At 62.7% G+C, this 15,202-nt stretch carries 18 protein-coding genes; 8 read left to right on the top strand and 10 right to left on the bottom strand.

Annotation, left to right across the window (positions count from 1 at the left end; translation table 11 throughout):
* Nucleotides 1–91: 91 nt before the first annotated feature.
* From HSEST_RS12540 to HSEST_RS12515, 6 genes are all read right to left on the bottom strand, one after another.
* Nucleotides 92–1,366, bottom strand: coding sequence for an RNA-guided endonuclease InsQ/TnpB family protein (locus HSEST_RS12540; protein WP_229121294.1), 1,275 nt, complete (start codon nt 1,364–1,366; stop codon nt 92–94).
* Nucleotides 1,367–1,644: 278 nt separating this feature from the next.
* Entirely contained in the window at nt 1,645–2,871 is a 1,227-nt protein-coding gene (locus HSEST_RS12535) for an MFS transporter (RefSeq protein WP_229121293.1), read from the bottom strand.
* A gap of 54 nt (nt 2,872–2,925) precedes the next feature.
* Nucleotides 2,926–3,903 (bottom strand): ATP-binding protein, encoded by a 978-nt coding sequence (locus HSEST_RS12530; RefSeq protein WP_229123000.1) that lies wholly within the window; start codon nt 3,901–3,903, stop codon nt 2,926–2,928.
* 252 nt (nt 3,904–4,155) lie between these two features.
* Nucleotides 4,156–4,704, bottom strand: a complete 549-nt coding sequence (locus tag HSEST_RS12525) for a KH domain-containing protein (RefSeq protein ID WP_229121292.1) — start codon at nt 4,702–4,704, stop codon at nt 4,156–4,158.
* A gap of 61 nt (nt 4,705–4,765) precedes the next feature.
* Complete coding sequence (locus HSEST_RS12520; protein ID WP_229121291.1) at nt 4,766–4,960, bottom strand: hypothetical protein; 195 nt, start codon at nt 4,958–4,960, stop codon at nt 4,766–4,768.
* Nucleotide 4,961: 1 nt separating this feature from the next.
* Nucleotides 4,962–5,339, bottom strand: a complete 378-nt coding sequence (locus tag HSEST_RS12515; RefSeq protein ID WP_229121290.1) for a Rid family detoxifying hydrolase — start codon at nt 5,337–5,339, stop codon at nt 4,962–4,964.
* Between the two features lie 81 nt (nt 5,340–5,420).
* On the opposite strand from HSEST_RS12515, the gene HSEST_RS12510 reads away from it, so the two are divergent.
* Nucleotides 5,421–5,780 carry a hypothetical protein gene (locus HSEST_RS12510; RefSeq protein WP_229121289.1) on the top strand — a complete coding sequence of 120 codons (360 nt, stop codon included), beginning with the start codon at nt 5,421–5,423 and terminating at the stop codon, nt 5,778–5,780.
* Nucleotides 5,781–5,975: 195 nt separating this feature from the next.
* On the opposite strand, the gene HSEST_RS12505 is transcribed toward HSEST_RS12510, so the two are convergent.
* Complete coding sequence (locus HSEST_RS12505; RefSeq protein WP_229121286.1) at nt 5,976–6,389, bottom strand: Lrp/AsnC family transcriptional regulator; 414 nt, start codon at nt 6,387–6,389, stop codon at nt 5,976–5,978.
* A gap of 102 nt (nt 6,390–6,491) precedes the next feature.
* Between HSEST_RS12505 and carA the strand changes: the two genes are divergently transcribed.
* Entirely contained in the window at nt 6,492–7,544 is a 1,053-nt protein-coding gene (carA, locus tag HSEST_RS12500; RefSeq protein ID WP_229121285.1) for a glutamine-hydrolyzing carbamoyl-phosphate synthase small subunit, read from the top strand.
* 49 nt (nt 7,545–7,593) lie between these two features.
* Here carA and HSEST_RS12495 read toward each other — a convergent pair whose 3' ends face one another.
* Together HSEST_RS12495 and HSEST_RS12490 are read right to left on the bottom strand one after the other, a co-directional pair.
* A complete protein-coding gene (locus tag HSEST_RS12495; RefSeq protein WP_229121284.1) occupies nt 7,594–7,992 on the bottom strand; it encodes a hypothetical protein in 399 nt (132 codons plus the stop codon).
* 1 nt (nt 7,993) lies between these two features.
* Nucleotides 7,994–8,653 carry a DUF7344 domain-containing protein gene (locus HSEST_RS12490; RefSeq protein ID WP_229121283.1) on the bottom strand — a complete coding sequence of 220 codons (660 nt, stop codon included), beginning with the start codon at nt 8,651–8,653 and terminating at the stop codon, nt 7,994–7,996.
* A 405-nt stretch (nt 8,654–9,058) separates the two neighbouring features.
* Between HSEST_RS12490 and HSEST_RS12485 the strand changes: the two genes are divergently transcribed.
* The 3 genes from HSEST_RS12485 (at nt 9,059) to HSEST_RS12475 (ending at nt 11,607) form a co-directional block, all read left to right on the top strand.
* Nucleotides 9,059–9,688: a hypothetical protein gene (locus tag HSEST_RS12485; RefSeq protein ID WP_229121282.1), complete on the top strand. Its 630-nt coding sequence runs from the start codon at nt 9,059–9,061 to the stop codon at nt 9,686–9,688.
* Nucleotides 9,689–9,779: 91 nt separating this feature from the next.
* Nucleotides 9,780–10,841, top strand: coding sequence for a DUF1102 domain-containing protein (locus tag HSEST_RS12480; protein ID WP_229121281.1), 1,062 nt, complete (start codon nt 9,780–9,782; stop codon nt 10,839–10,841).
* Between the two features lie 79 nt (nt 10,842–10,920).
* Nucleotides 10,921–11,607, top strand: a complete 687-nt coding sequence (locus HSEST_RS12475) for a hypothetical protein (RefSeq protein ID WP_229121280.1) — start codon at nt 10,921–10,923, stop codon at nt 11,605–11,607.
* 123 nt (nt 11,608–11,730) lie between these two features.
* Here HSEST_RS12475 and HSEST_RS12470 read toward each other — a convergent pair whose 3' ends face one another.
* The gene (locus HSEST_RS12470; protein WP_229121279.1) at nt 11,731–11,880 is read right to left on the bottom strand and encodes a hypothetical protein; all 150 of its coding nucleotides are present in this window, start codon (nt 11,878–11,880) and stop codon (nt 11,731–11,733) included.
* A 237-nt stretch (nt 11,881–12,117) separates the two neighbouring features.
* On the opposite strand from HSEST_RS12470, the gene HSEST_RS12465 reads away from it, so the two are divergent.
* The 3 genes from HSEST_RS12465 (at nt 12,118) to HSEST_RS12455 (ending at nt 15,196) form a co-directional block, all read left to right on the top strand.
* Nucleotides 12,118–13,026: a hypothetical protein gene (locus HSEST_RS12465; protein WP_229121277.1), complete on the top strand. Its 909-nt coding sequence runs from the start codon at nt 12,118–12,120 to the stop codon at nt 13,024–13,026.
* 63 nt (nt 13,027–13,089) lie between these two features.
* The gene (locus HSEST_RS12460; protein WP_229121276.1) at nt 13,090–14,010 is read left to right on the top strand and encodes a hypothetical protein; all 921 of its coding nucleotides are present in this window, start codon (nt 13,090–13,092) and stop codon (nt 14,008–14,010) included.
* Between the two features lie 40 nt (nt 14,011–14,050).
* Nucleotides 14,051–15,196, top strand: a complete 1,146-nt coding sequence (locus HSEST_RS12455; protein ID WP_229121275.1) for a signal peptidase I — start codon at nt 14,051–14,053, stop codon at nt 15,194–15,196.
* Nucleotides 15,197–15,202 lie beyond the last annotated feature (6 nt).

Here is a 15,202-nt window from a genome sequence, read left to right as displayed (position 1 = left end):
GAGCCAAGTGGTTCGAGAGACTTCGTCCCACGCTCATCACGGAAATCTTCGATTTCCGTACGACCCCGAGGCTTTCGCGTGGACTCCCGTTCTATGCCTCAATAGAGGCAGGGGGTACGTACTCCCCGCTCACGTTCAGCGTCCCGCGATTCAGGCGCACATCTACTGGTGCGCCTCCGTCGCCTGCGTTTTGCCGACGTTGACCAGACGCGGAGCGTCTCGTTCGCACACCAGAAATCGAAGATTTCTGGGGACGACGGAGATACTGCAAACCAATGTTCTTGGAAGCGTTGTAATCAGCGTGGTTCTCATACCCACTCTGCTGACACTCGAACGACTCCCCGTTACGGTTATCGTAGTGAGTAAACCCACACGTCGAGCATCGCTTCGAGGTGTTGCGCGGGTCAACCTGTACGGCTTCGACGCCGTGTTCTTTGGCTTTGTATTCGACGTACTCGTAGAGGCGTCGGAACCCCCAGATGTGGTGCCACGTCGCCTCGGGGATGTTCTCCCGAATGTGGGTCAAGTCCTCAAACACGATGTGCGAACAGTCGTTCTCGACGGCTTCCTCGATAAGTTCGTTCGCTACCGTGTGCAGGTGTATCTCGAACCGCCCATACTCTTTCTGCCCAACACTCTCGATGTTTTCGTGGGCGTAGCGAGAACCACACTGTTGAAGCGAGCCACGGCGTTTCTCGTATTCTCGTCGCCAATGGTTGAACTCGTCTGCCGACCAGAATCGCCCCGTCGAAGCAACGGCGAGGTTGTTGACGCCCAAATCCACACCAAGGACTGTTCTGTGCTTGTATTCGTATTCAGTCGGGTCCTCGTCTGCTTCGACGTTCCGCATCGACGCATGGAGATACCAGTCACCGTCGCGGTACTGCAAGTGCGCCATCCGAAACTCAAAGTCCTCGTCGGAGACATACTTCGTCGGCGGTGTCTCCGAGTCGTCGGGGAGAATGTAGTCGCACTCGACGCGCCCGTCTACGGTCGAGAGGGAAACATGGTCGCGGTGGAACGTCGCGCTCCGCTTGTCGTACACCGCGCTGTCCGCCGAGAAGTGCGGTTGCGACGTGTTTTCGCCACGTTTGAGGTGTTCAACTCCACTTTTGACGGCTTCGACTGCCCTGCGAATCCCCTTCTGGACGAGATTCGCGGTAAGGTCGGTTTCGTCGCGGAGTCGGTCGTAGAGGGCGCGTTCGGCTTTCGCTTTCGAGGTGACGTGGTAGCCGTCGTCGCCGTGCCAGCACCACTCACTCGCGGTGTTGGCGCAGTGTTTGAACTGCTCGACCGTCTCTCGGAGGGAGGCGTCTGCTCCTTCGGGAGTGTCGAGTTTGATGACGGCGGTACGACGGCATTCCACTGAATTTTCACACATACAGTTGGTATTAATTATATGTTTGGGAGTCGGCCTGCCATTGTGGCGTGGTTTGTTTCATCGGTTGTCGGCTTCTGCTCGCGGGCCGCAGGCCCGCTCGCACGGCCCGCGGAACTCGGTTCCGCGCTGTCCTCCCCGACCTCAAGGGTCGAGGCATCCGCCTTGTACCGCCTGTGAACGGGCCGGCCGCGCTGTCGGGGAGGCCGTGACAGAGAACTGATAACAGTTCAGGACCGCGCGGGCCGTCCCGCCTCGCTCGCGTGTCAGGACGGGCGGCCGGACTGTTCGCGCCGGACCAGCAGGAAACCGAAGATAGCGAACGCCGCAAGCGCCGCAAGTGCCGCACCCGCGAACACACCGCGGATACCACTCAGGCTGAGAACGACACCGAAGACGATCGGCGCGGCGAACTGGCCGAGATACCCCGCCGACGCGAGATACGAGCTGAGAGAGCCCTGGCGATCCGACGGCGCGAGCGCTTCGATCCAGGCGAACGACGAGGGAAAGACCAGCCCGAGCCCGAGTCCGAAGCAGACGACCGGGACGAGCGCGGCCAGCGGCGAGGCGGCGACGGTCGCGGCCCCGAGACCGCCGACCCACAGTGCAAACGCCGCGAGCACGAGCGTGTGTCGGTCAGTCAGCCCCAAGAGGCGGTCGTACAGCACGGCCGAGACGCCGCCGGCCGCACCGTTGACCGCCAGATAGATCCCGACGATGCCCGACGAGGTGATCCCGAATTCCGCGAGCAGCTGCGGGTAGAAGACGACGATCGCGTACAGCAGGAGGTTCGCGCCGAAATACAACAGATACACCGCCGGAATGGCCGGCACGTCCCGAAAGACGGCGAGAAACTCCCGGAGCCGTTCGAATCGAGTACGACCGGTCGAGCCCGACCGACCGCCGTGCTCAGTTTCAGGGATCGCCACGATCGCGGCCAGCCCCAGCGGGATCGCGACGAAATAGACGGCGAAGGGAGTCTGCCAGGTGAGCGTGCCCAAAAGCGGCACCTGTAGGGTAAGCGTTCCCAGCGCGCCGCCGACCAGCGGCCAGACCGCCGCGCCGGCGCTGTTGGCACTGCTCCGGAGGCCGAGCGCGCGTTCCATCCGCTGGCCCGCATACAGCGTGTAGAGCAGGACCGTCACGCCCGTGTAGACGAACGCGACGCCGACACCGAGAACGACTCGTGAGGCAAGCAGGGGGACAAAGGAATCGACGAACACGCCCGCGCCGCCGCCGATGCCATACAGCAACAGTCCGAACACGTAGGGGCGGCGCGGTCCCACGCGGTCGACGAGCAGCCCCGCGATCGGACTGACGATGACGATCAACACGCCGTGGGTCGTGATGATGAGTCCCGCGAGCGACTCGGAGACGCCCACGCCGAGCTGGATCTGTCGGACGACCGGGCCGATGATCGCGCCCGCCATCACCGTCAGCGTCGCCGAGGCCAGGATCACCGCGAGCGTGCCACGGCGCTGCCCGGAGCTCATACGGACGGCTCGGGACCAGCGAAAGAACGGCGTTTCGATTCGGGTGCAGGCCGATCAGTATTCCATCCCGAACCGACGCGTTCGGAGTTCCGGCGTGATCTGGATACGCTCTACGTCCTGGCCGGTCCGATACCAGACAAAGGCCGCACGTATGAACAGCTCGCGACACTCGATGCGAACCTCGCGCGGGTTGCCCTCGGTCCGCTCGTGGATGTCCCGGATCGCCTCCCGCGTAAAGAGATCGGGGAACGACCCGTCGTACTCCTCGCCGCGGAAATACGCCAGCGACCGGCCCACGTACTCCGCGATGTCCGAGGGCTCGAAGGGGTCGATCCCCTCGTAATAGCGCAGCCGCGACCCCAGCGTCCCACGTAGCTCCGCGATCCGACGCTTGCCTTCCGGCGTCCCCATCAAAAACAGGCGCACGCCCATGTCGCCGGCGACCTGCAACGTCGAGAGCAGCCCCTCGGGCAGGACCTCGATTTCGTCGACCAACAAGAGGAGTGTCTTGCCCGACTCGCGGATCTCGGTGACGACGTCCCGCACAGCGGCCTTGGCCTCCTCGGTGACCCAGGGGACGCCGTCCCGGACCTGTTCGTACTCCTCGGGATCGATCACGTAGCCGGCCTCGGCGGCCGCGTTCAGCAGCGTCGCGTACAGTTTCCGTGGTGTCGTCTCCCGTGGGTTGTCCAGATACGCCAGCACGTAGCCGTCGTGCTTGCCCAGATCTCGGCGGACGATTTCTCTGAAGGCTGTCTTGCCCGTCCCGTAGGGGCTAACCAGCCCGATATGCTGGTCCTGCAACAGCCAGGCAGTGACCTGATTGAGCATCTCGGTGTCGTGGCGGACGTACAGCGGTTCGGGCATCCGCGAGAGACTAGCCTCCTCGGTAAACGGCAGGTCCGTCACTTCTTCGGGCTCGCCGCCGATCGCTCGGCCAAAGGAAAGCAGCCGCTCTCTGACCTCCGCGAGCTGGTCCAGCAACACCCCCTCCGACGGCGATTCCGCGCGGTCCTGGTCCTCCTCGCGCATCTCGCGCAACCGCTCGACGACGTCGCCGACGCGCTGACCGTCCGAGCGAGTGACGTCGACGGCGGAATCGGAGTTTTCGGTCACTATCTACCCCCTGTGGCGGTTATCATGGTGTGGTTTGCGGTGCGAGGACATATCGTTTCCCCATCCAAACGAGCGAAATACGTCGAAAGAAGCGTCACACGGGCGTCAGACGCGGGCTGGCGCGTGTAACCGGTCGCTGCGTCTGAGGAGAGCGGGACTGATCCGCGATCACCCGGTGAACTGGTGGTAGTCCATGCCCTTGTGTTTCATCTCGTTGTGCTTGCGTTCGAGGAACGAGTAGACCGATCCGTGGGGTGCCCCCTCGATGATCATCTCGGCGGCCTCACGGGCGGCCTCGACCTGTTCGGGATCACCGATCATGCCGAAGGTCGATCCGTAGATCGACACCGACGCGCCGGAGAGTTCCTCCATCAGTTCCCGGGTCCGGCCGTTCTCGCCGATCAGCCGGCCCTTGATCCGCTTGAGGTCTTTCTTGTTGCGAGCGACCTCGTCGATATCGATCATATCGAACAGCATGAGATCGTCCTCGAGCAGCGCCATCGCGTCGTCGGGAGCGAACCCGCGACCGATCGCCTTCACGATATCCGGCCCTTTCAGGGCCGTCACCGGGTCGCCAACGGACTCGACTTTGACCGCGCCGCTCTCGCTGTCGATGTCCAGGCGGACCTCCGCCCTGGACTCGATCTCGCGCATCGTCTCACCCCCCTCACCGATGAGCACACCGATCCGGTCCTGCGGAATCTTCACGTGTTGCATAGCCGACGTTATGCGATGGGACTGGATAAGTGTTCGGCACTGGTACCGTCGGAGAGTACCGTCAGATCCGTGACAAGCGGGGCGCGAGCGACCACGTCGTCGCTGCAGCCACGAGTCCGACGGCGGCCGCGACACCGAACTTCACGAGAAGGGTAGTGCGCCGGTCGGCCAACAGCTCGTATCCCTGCAGCAACACCAGAAAGGCGAGCGCGGCGACCAGTCCCCACAGGACGGCACCTCGACGCTGTGGATTCATGTCACTTCGCTGCGACAGCCTCAATCTCTACGTCGACGCCTTTCGGCAGGGAAGCGACCTCGACGGCGCTACGTGCCGGCGGATCCGCCTCGAAGAACGTCTCGTAGACGTCGTTCATCGTCTCGAACTGCTCGATGTCGGTCAGGTAGACTGTGATCTTCAGGGCGTCGTCCATGCTCGACCCCGCCGCTTCGAGGATGGCTTCGACGTTCTCCAGCGCTTGCTCGGTCTGCACGTCGATATCGGCGTGATCGAGCAGATCTCCCTCGGGCGTGAGCGGGATCTGACCCGCGGTGAACACCAGGTCGTCCGTTTCCGTCGCCTGGCTGTAGGCCCCGACCGCGGCCGGTGCGTCGTCGGTGTTGACGGTTTCTCGCATAGGTGAACGCCCGTGCGGACCGAATATAAAATGAACTCCTTTCCCCGTAGATATACCCCCGTGGCCGCCGAACGATCTGGCATGGGTACCCGAACGACGTTGGCCGCGCTCGGGACCGGCATCACGGTCGCGCTCCTGGTCGCAGTCTTCCTGATCGAGACACTGCCCTACGAGTTCTCGGCTATCGTCGGTCTCCCGGTCGGCCTCCTGACAGGAGCCGGGGCTGCGGTGCTGGTCGGCTGGCGATACAGTCGTTTCGGACCAACAGCCCGGTGCCTCCTCGATGGGATTGCTGGCTTTGGCCTCACGGTCGTGTTACTGCTGGCCGTCCTCTACGTCGATATCGCCGGGCTGGGATCGCGGATCGACCTTGTGACGTTCGTCGGCATCACGCTCGTCGTGGCCGTCGCTGTCGCTGTAACGTCGTGGGTCCGGTCGTAATCTCGCCACTCGCTGTTTCGGGATCGCTCATCTCGTTCGGCGTCCCGCTACTCACCCGACGCGCTCGTCGAGGAGTAGCCATACTCGGCGAATCCTCGAACCTTCGCGTTGATTCGCTATCGCTCACCCGACGCGCTCGTCGAGGAGTAGCCATACTCGGCGAATCCTCGAACCTTCGCGTTGATTCGCTATCGCTCACCCGACGCGCTCGTCGAGGATTAGCCTCGTCTTCGTGTTTACGACCTCTTCTAACTCTCTGGCCCGTGTGATGAGGTCGTTCACGCTGGCGGTATCGGCACAGTCGACGATGAGCACGATGTCCTCTTCGCCGCCGACCTGCCAGACGAAGTCCACCTCGTGCCACTCCGCCAGGCGTTCGCTGACGCCCGTGGTGTCGACGTTGACGTCCACGCGTAGCTCGATCATCGCCTTGATGTTACCCGTCCGGGTCGCGACGGTGAAGCGCTCGATCACGCCGTCCTCGATCAGTTGCTCGACCCGATTCCGGACGGTTCCCTCCGAGGTTCCCACGTCGTCGGCGATCTCCGTGTACGGTGTCCGGGCGTCCTCACGGAGGATTCCGAGGATTTCCCGGTCCAGTTCGTCCATCGAGGTGTGTACCTTCCCGTGGTCGTCACTTGAGTATTACGAATTTCGTAACGGAGCTTCGAAAGCAACGCTTATCTGCCGGTCTCACATACGCATCTCGTAATGACTGACGCCTACGTGGCGCTCGAAGGAGAACGTATCGTCGAGGCGCGCGCACGCGCTCCCGGAACAGCCAACGGGGAGCTGGTGTTCACGACCGCCTACACCGGATATGAGGAGAGTCTGACCGATCCCTCCTACGAGGAGCAGATCCTGACGTTCTCGTACCCGCTGATCGGCAACTACGGGGTCCGCGAGGAGCGCTTCGAGTCCGACCGGGTCCAGCCCAACGCCGTCGTCGCCCGCGAGTTGACCGACGACGTCGCCGAGTGGCTTGACGGTGAGGGCGTGCCCGCGGTCGATCATCTCGACACACGGGACATCGTAACCGAGATTCGCGATGAGGGAGCGATGAAATGCGGGATCGCAGCCGGCCCGGACGCGACCGAAGAAGACGCCCTCGAACAGCTCAAGCAGTGCAAGCACATGTCCGAGCACCGGGACATCGGCGCGCAGGTCAGCGTCGAGGAGCCGGTCGTCTACAACGAGGACGGCGACGGCCAGCGGGTCGCGCTCGTCGACTGCGGGGCCAAGGGGTCGATCATCGAGTCGCTGGTCGAGCGCGACGCCGAGGTGCACGTCCTGCCCTACGACGCGACCGAGGACGATATCGAGGCGGTCGATCCGGATCTGCTCTTCATCTCGAACGGACCCGGCGATCCCGAGAACTTCGAGCAGGCGGGCGAGGTCGTCGACACCTACGTCGGGGACGTACCGATCGCGGGGATCTGCCTGGGTCAGCAGGTCGTCGCCAGCGCGCTCGGCGGCGAGACCGAGAAGATGGAGTTCGGCCACCGCGGGGTCAACCAGCCCGTCCGTGACCTGCGGACCGACCAGGTCGTGATGACGACCCAGAACCACGGCTACACCGTGGCCGATCCCGGCGATAATCTCGACGTCACGCAGATCAACGTCAACGACGACACGCCCGAAGGCCTCGAAAACGAGGAGCTGGGGATCATCACCCGCCAGTACCATCCCGAAGCGAACCCCGGACCACACGACTCGCTCGGCTTTTTCGACGACGTGCTTGACCTCGCCGAAGAGTCGTCGTAACTGCTTTTTCCGTCCGACGGGGGGTTCTCGATCGGACTGATTTGTCTTCTCAACACTGCTCGGGAACGGTGCGGTCAAGTTCGACCGAAATTCCCGATCCACTGGCCTCGACAGTCACTGGATCGCCCGGTTCGATGGTCTGGCCGTCCGACGCGGACACGTCGAACGTGACAGTCGCGCTCTCGCTCGGTTTGATCTCGGGTAGCTCCGTTTCGTTCCCGTCGACCGTGACCGAACCGTCCGTGAGCGTCTCGTCGAACCGGTTGGTGATCGTTATATTGAGTGTCCCGTTGTGACACGCAGTCTCGTAGCCGAGATAGGCATCGTCGTTGCCCGTTACGGCGACGGAAACGCCGCGGTCGGCAGAGATGGCACTGAAGCCGCCTGTACCGAGCAGTAAGACCACGGCGAGTGCGAGTAGCGCGCCGTACACCCAGCGGCGGTTCATATCAGTCCTCCACTTCGGGCGGGCTCTCGGAGTCACCGAGTCGCATTTCGGTACGACTGTAGTACGTATGGACGAGCGCAGAGACGAAAAAGGTCGTCGCGACGAATAGTCCCCAGCCGCCGTCCGGAACCAGTCGGAGCGGGTAGGTCCCGGCCATGGCGGCGACGAGCAGGCCGATATTTACCGCTGAGAGCCCGAGATAGTACTGGCTCCAGGGGACGTCGTTGCCTTCGACGACCTCGAGATAGACGTCCATCTGTTCGGCGGCGGGCGTGAGTTCGACCACGCCCTCGCGATCGTCGAACTCGATGACGCCCTTGTCGTCCATCTTCGGCAGGTGAAACTGCTGGAGAGAGGTGTAGACGCGCTTGCGCTCGCTCGCGGAGATCTCCTGGACGTTACTGTCGTTCTCCCAGGCGGCGACGTGCTCGGAGAGTTCGCCCAGCTCCGCACGCTCGCCGTTGTGCTGGAGGTGATGTAGCGCGAACCGACGCCGACGGTTGCTGAGTATCTCGAACGCGTCGTCCCTGGAGAGCGTCGCCCCATCCGGCCCTGCGGGCGCGTCGCGTTCGTCCTTTCCCTCTGCCCCGTCGTCCGTCCCCACACGTGCGACGGGTTGCTCGTCTCGTGAGGCTGTAACTGCCTCCGGTTTGCTTGCCATTAAGGCCCACCTACGCGTCAGACACATCTACCTAATCGAACAAAAAGGTATGGGACGGTGTGATATTCCCGATCGATAAACGGTCGCCTACCTCTGGTTCTGGTGATTTTTCTAACTATTCCCTTGATGTTATCCTCTTACTCACGGAATGATACGGAGCTGGTTAATTCGCCCATTCAAAGAGTGATTTCAGGGATCCTTTGGACGGCGCGATCCGGTTTCAAAGGGAGTAATCCGAGGTTTCAGACACCGATATCGGGTCGGTCAAGCGGGTCAATACAAGGTGGGAAGGGCCACTTGTCTTGCACAAGCGCGCCCCGGGACCACGATCAGGCCGGTGACGCCGAACGGTCGGTGTCGAAGTAGGTGGGGTTCGGGGGCGTGCGGACAAGAGGTAGACCAACCATGACAAAACGACGCAAGTTCCTGCTCGGAATGGGATCGCTCGCTGCCGGTGGGGCAGCTGCAATTGGAAGTGGCGCGTTCACGAGTGTGAGTGCAGATAGGGGTATGGCAGTTCAAGTTGCGGACGACGCCGAGGCTTTCCTTGCTATTGAACCCCAAGACACACCAAACGGAAACGAGTATGCGGATGTTGGGTCTGACGGGACTGTGAGTCTTGATTTCACGAATACGAACGAAACTCAAGAGGGAGATTACTCTGAAGCAGGTCAAGGTCTGAACAAAGACGCTACCACAATTATTCGGGATGTTCTGAAAGTCACTAACCTGGGAACCCAACCTGTTGTCGTCAGTGTGTCTGTTCCTAGTGAGCCCAATATGAGTGTATACACAGATGATTCCGAGTTGAACTACATCGAATCTAAAGACCATTCGAGTTCATCGTTGAACGCAAACGTATATGGCGGTGTGGACGGCGGAAACCTTCCTGTTGTTGAGCCTGGCGAAACGATGAACGATGTTGGTTTCAGTTTCAGAGATCCTCCGGACGACTTGGATCTCTCTGAAGCGACTCTCACATTCAATGCGATCGCGCTAGACGAAACTGGTCTGGATTACGACCCTTCGTCATAAGAGAGCAGTCAATAAATCAGTCAACCCACGTTGGTGCGCGTCACGGCGGTTCGATTCCGCCGGTGGGCCTCCCCCGTAGGTGGGGTAACATATGAAACGACGCAACGTACTGGCCGCACTCGGGACGCTCAGTGCTGGTGGGGCCCTAACGATGGGATCGGGTGCGTTTACCAGCGTCAGCGCCGAGCGAAACGTCTCGATTTCAGTCGCCAGTGACGCTAACGCCTTCCTCCGTTTGGCCCCGTGTTCGGAGAGCCAGAACGGTGACTACGTGACTGGGGCGGACTCTGGTACAATGACGCTGAATCTCTCGGACTCGAACAACAACGTCGCTGGATCGGGACTCAATCCCGACGCTACGACCGTGATCCACAATATCTTCGAGATCTGCAACCAGGGCACTCAGTCGGTTGGTGTCTGGCTCGAAACCAATCCTGTTGAGAACGATAATGGTGATGACGCCGTGTCGTTGTACCGAGACAGCACGCAGAACGCGCCAGTCACGGGGGCAGACAACGCGATCTGCCTCGATACAGGCCAGTGTATTTGCGTCGGCCTCGTCGCACGAACGCAGGGCATCGACCCCGACGAATTCCAAAATCTCTTCCAGCCTGTCGACGAGGATGGTGAACACCAGATGCTTGTCCACGCCGACGCCGAGGCCAGTTGCGGCGAACCGGCGTTCCCGCCCGAGCCGAGTGCGCGGCGACTCGACACAGGGACAGCAAATTGGAAAGTGACGAGCGGTCCGACCCTCTCAGACACGCGCGACGCGCAAGTCATCACCGACCCGCCGAGCGCGTGGGATACCTCAAATCAGGCCAACTGGGTCGACCCCTTCGGAACAGGGGGCCTGGAGAGCGACCCGGCGGACGATGAGGTCCCCTACGTCTACGAACTCGACTTCGAGGTCGACGCGGGGAGCCGCGACCTCGTGATCGAAGAGTACGGCGCGGACAACCCCGTCGAGTTCTTCCTTGACGAGAGTTCAATCGGGGGCTACTCTGGCGAGGAGGCGTTCGACCCACTCCGGTCCGATATCCCCACGCAGTCGGTCAACGCCGGGACCCACACCCTGCGAGCCGAGGTCACTAACCTGACCGGTTCGAACGGGAACCCGACCGGACTGCTGGTCGCTGCGAGACTCGAATAGTGCGACAGCTGTCTCCCACGCTGGCATCTCGGCGGTTCGATTCCGCCGGTGGGTCTTCCCCGTAGGTGGGGACAGAACAATGAAACGACGCACATACCTTACAACGTTAGGGGCGATCACCGCCGGTGGGACGGCTGTAGTGGGCAGTGGTGCGTTCACGAGCGTCAGTGCAGATCGGACTATGAGCGTTCGGGTAGCCGATGACTCGAACGCGTTCCTCGGTCTTGTGCCAGGTGATACCGGACTTGTCGAGGAGAGCAACGGAATGCTTCAGATCAATCTTGACGGGGCTAGCACCAATGCCTCGGGTGTTAACTTCGACGCAGTTACGCGAATTGGGAGTCACGAAAACCCTGCGGACGAGCACGCGTTCAAAATCGTCAATCAGGGAACCCAGAGCCTGATGCTCAAGATGAGCTACTACTTTACCAATACGGATTGGCTGGATGGTGGGGCCGGCCAGTCGTTCATCAATTTCACGCTGTACGATACTGGAGACGCTCCCACTGGCTCTTCCTCGCAGAGCTTCCCGATTCAGAACGGCTACAATAAGGACTACCCACTTGCACAACCGACCGGAAGCGGATTCGGATCGAATACCGAGGGCTACCGGTTCAACGTTGGCGAAGAGTACTACATGGTGATCACAGTCGATACAACTGGCCCGAATGCGTCGCCGGACGACGACCTCTCGGGAATCGCAGAGTTTGTTGCCCGACAGGAGACCAACGGTGGCGGATACGACAGAACGAACCCACCGATTTGATGAGGTGTTCACACCGACGTACCCACCATCCACGTAGTCGTTACACGGCAGATTTCGGCGTTGCAACGAGCAGCACCACCCGGCTTTTTACGCCATCCCCCACAGACAGAGTAGCGCCCACCCTCACTCCTCGACTTCCATGAACACGACCTTCTGATACGCCTCCCTGATATGGTATCTCGTGGTTTCGTCCTCCGCGTGTTCCAGTGCCTCCGTCAGATGGCTCTGGAGCGACGAGAGATCCGCGTCGTCGGTCCGTTTTTCGATGGGCATCCCAGTAGGAGTCTAGACTCCGATCCCCTTTGTAATATCGTGCGTGTGCTCCCTCAAGCAGTCTCTACTCGCAGCATCAGACATAATAACAAGCATCACGAAACTGACATCGCAGATCCGCAGTCAGCGGCCGGACGACCCAGTTCAGACACTGCTTGAAGCCTGTCTCGCGGATCAATACAAGGGACGTTCGACCGGTAAGTCTCTCGTACCGACGCCACTGTCGGCAGTCTGCCCGTGACCCGAACCGCTCTGCTCGTGGCCGTGCTCGTCGCTTCGACAGCCCTGCTTGTCTCGACGGGAGCGGTCCCCTTCTCTGACGGCACTGACGAGATCGAGGGCAGCGACATCGTGATGCAGCCCGCCGACGGCCCCAACGGGAAGTACGCAGTGATCGACGGGGACGGCGAGATCGCGCTACTGCTCGCCGACGAGAACCCGGATCTCGAAGCTGGCGGGGTCGCCGACGACGCGGTCACGCCGCTCGACCGCGTGTTCACGATCACCTACACCGGCGATCTGTTCGCGCGGGTCTGGATCACCGACGACGCCGAGGATGTCCGGTTCTATCGGGGAGACGACCCGGACGATCCCCTCGAAGGCGCGGGTAACGCCGTCACGCTCGGTCCGAACGAAACGGTGCGTGTCGGACTACTCGTCGACACCCGCGGCGACCACGACGTCGAGAGTGTCTCGTCGTTCGACGTTCGCGCCCGACAGGCCACCCCTACTGAAACCTCGACGGAGACGCCGACCACGGAACCCGAATCGCCGACGGAGACGCCGGTCACGGACGACCCGACTGACACGCCGACCGCGGAGCCGGAACCGCCGACGGAGACGACGCAGACCTCCACTGACACGCCGCCGACTGACACATCGACGCCGATCGACACGACGACCGACACGCCGACGACACCCACGCGGAGTGCGACTGAGACCGCGTCGACAGTGACGACGACAATCGAACTGGCACCGCCCGCCGAGCCGCCGACTAACGGGACGACGACCGATGCGGACGACGCCCAGCAGCCGCCCGCCGGCGGCCTCCCCTCCGAAGTCGGTGGCTTCGGGTCTCCTGTATTGCTTCCTGTCCTCTTGGTGCTGGCGCTGCTGTTGGCCGCTCTGGCGTGGTATCGACGGTGACGCCGTCGGCGTCTTTCCCGGACCGTCAAGAATAGGACCGTTCCCCCGCACGCCACGTACGAGATGGACGCGAACGCTTCCGAACCCCCACCGCGGCCACTGTGGCAGACCGTCCGACGGCGTGCGTCCGCCGTCGACGTGCTGTTGCTGGCGGTCGTTCCGGTCGCCTTGCTGGGGGTCTACGCCCTGCCGACCGCGACACGCGAGGCGTTCGTGTTCCGGTACGCGTCACCGACAGCCCGGACCGCGGCCGCCTCTCCGTTTGTCCACTTCGAGCGGACACATCTCCTGTTCAACGTCGTCGGGTACGCTCTCATCGCGGGGACGACGTACGTGCTGAGCGTCGCCAGCGACCGTCGCCGGGAGTTTCTGATCGTCTTCGCGTCGCTGCTGGTCGCGAGTCCGCCGCTGCTGTCGTATCTCAACCTCGCGGTCGTCCGTCGCGGCGTGGCGTTCGGGTTCTCCGGCGTGGTGATGGTCTACTACGGGACCCTGCCGCTCGCGCTTGCCGCCTACGCACAGTCGCGTCTGGACCTGGGCGACGTGACGAGCGGCGCGCCCTTGCTGTTCTTCTCCGGGCTCTTTTTCGTGACCGTTCAGACGCTCCGGGCAGTGCTGGCCAACCCCGTCACGGTCGCCGTCGACGGCGTCCCGGCGCCGGTCACGTGGGTACTCGCGGCGACGCTCGCCGAGTTGCTGGTCCTCCTCGTGTTGGTCGTGGCGCTGTACGCGCTCGGGATCGCCGACGGGAATCCGAGCGCGCGCACGCGGCTCCGGGCGGCGATCGACAGACCCGGCTACGCCGAACTGGCGGCTGGCGCGCTGCTGCTGTTCCTTGCCGTGCCGTTCGCGACGTTTCCGTCCGACCCGGTCTCCGGCACCCGCGTGTTCAACCTCTACGTTCACGTCGTTGGCTACGCGCTGGGGTTCATCGCGTCGTATCTCTATCATCACCTCCAGCGCGCGCCGTATCCGGTTGCGTGAGCCATCGATTATTTATCACGACGGCCACAAAGACCGGACAATGGACTGGCGGGGGACAGTCACGAAGGCCGCGGGGGCGGTGATCGCCCTCGTGCTCCTCGCGCTCGTCGCCGGTCAGTTGCTCGGCCAGCCGGTCCTGCTGAGTTACGTCACCACGGGCAGCATGGAGCCGACGATCGCCGCCGGCGACGGCTTCGTCGCGATCCCGGCGGAGGCCGCGGGTCCGATCGAGGAGGGCGATATCGTCGTGTTCGAGGCCGAGGAGATCCAGGGCGGTGGCCTCACGACTCACCGGATCGTCGAGGAGACCGACCGCGGCTACGTCACGCGAGGGGACGCCAACCCGTTCACCGACCAGGACAGCGGGGAGCCGCCGGTCAAACGCGAACAGATCGTCGCCGTGGCCTGGCAGGTCGGCGGCGAACCGGTGACGATTCCCTATCTCGGGACGTTCGCCGAGGGCGTGCAATCGGTCGTCCAGGCCGCACAGCTCCGGCTGGCTGGCCTTCTGGGCACTCGGTCGCTGCTGGGGACCCAGGGGCTCGCGTATCTCATCTTCGGGTTGACGGTCGTGCTGTACGCGGCTGACGTGTGGTTCAGCAACGACCGTCGCCGGGATCGCAGCCGCGGCCGAGACCGTGGCCTCAGCGCGCGATTGCTCGTCGGGGTGATGGCCGCGTCGCTCGTGCTGGCCGCGACGGCGGCGATGGTCGCTCCCGCCGGACCGCAGTCGTTCGAGATCGTCAGCGCCGAGTTCGAGTCCGAGCGGTCCGACGTGATCCAGCAGGGAACCAACGAGACGCTGCAGTACACCGTCGGCAACGGCGGTCAGGTGCCGGTGTACGTCTACTTCGAGGAGGGGGGTGAGAACGTCGACATGCGGCCGGCGTCGTTCACGCTTGCGGGCAACGACGTTCGGAACGGGACGCTGACGCTCACCGCACCGCCGGAGACCGGGACGTATAGACTCTTCCTCACGGAATATCGGTATCTCGGCGTGCTCCCCGAACCGCACGTCCGGACGCTGTACGAGCTCCATCCCTGGCTCCCGATCGTCGTCATCGACGCCCTGATCGGGGTGCCCTTCTACGTGGTCGGGATCGCGCTCGTCGGGTCCGGGCGGGTCCGCCGGCGTGACAGGGACGGACCGACCGCGGTCGACCGGTTGCTCGCCCGATTGCGATAGCGCCAG

This window comes from Halapricum desulfuricans (genome assembly GCF_017094465.1).
In the GTDB taxonomy this organism is placed as follows: domain Archaea; phylum Halobacteriota; class Halobacteria; order Halobacteriales; family Haloarculaceae; genus Halapricum.
Note: the sequence above shows the minus strand (reverse complement) of the source record. Positions and strands in the feature narration are given on the sequence as shown.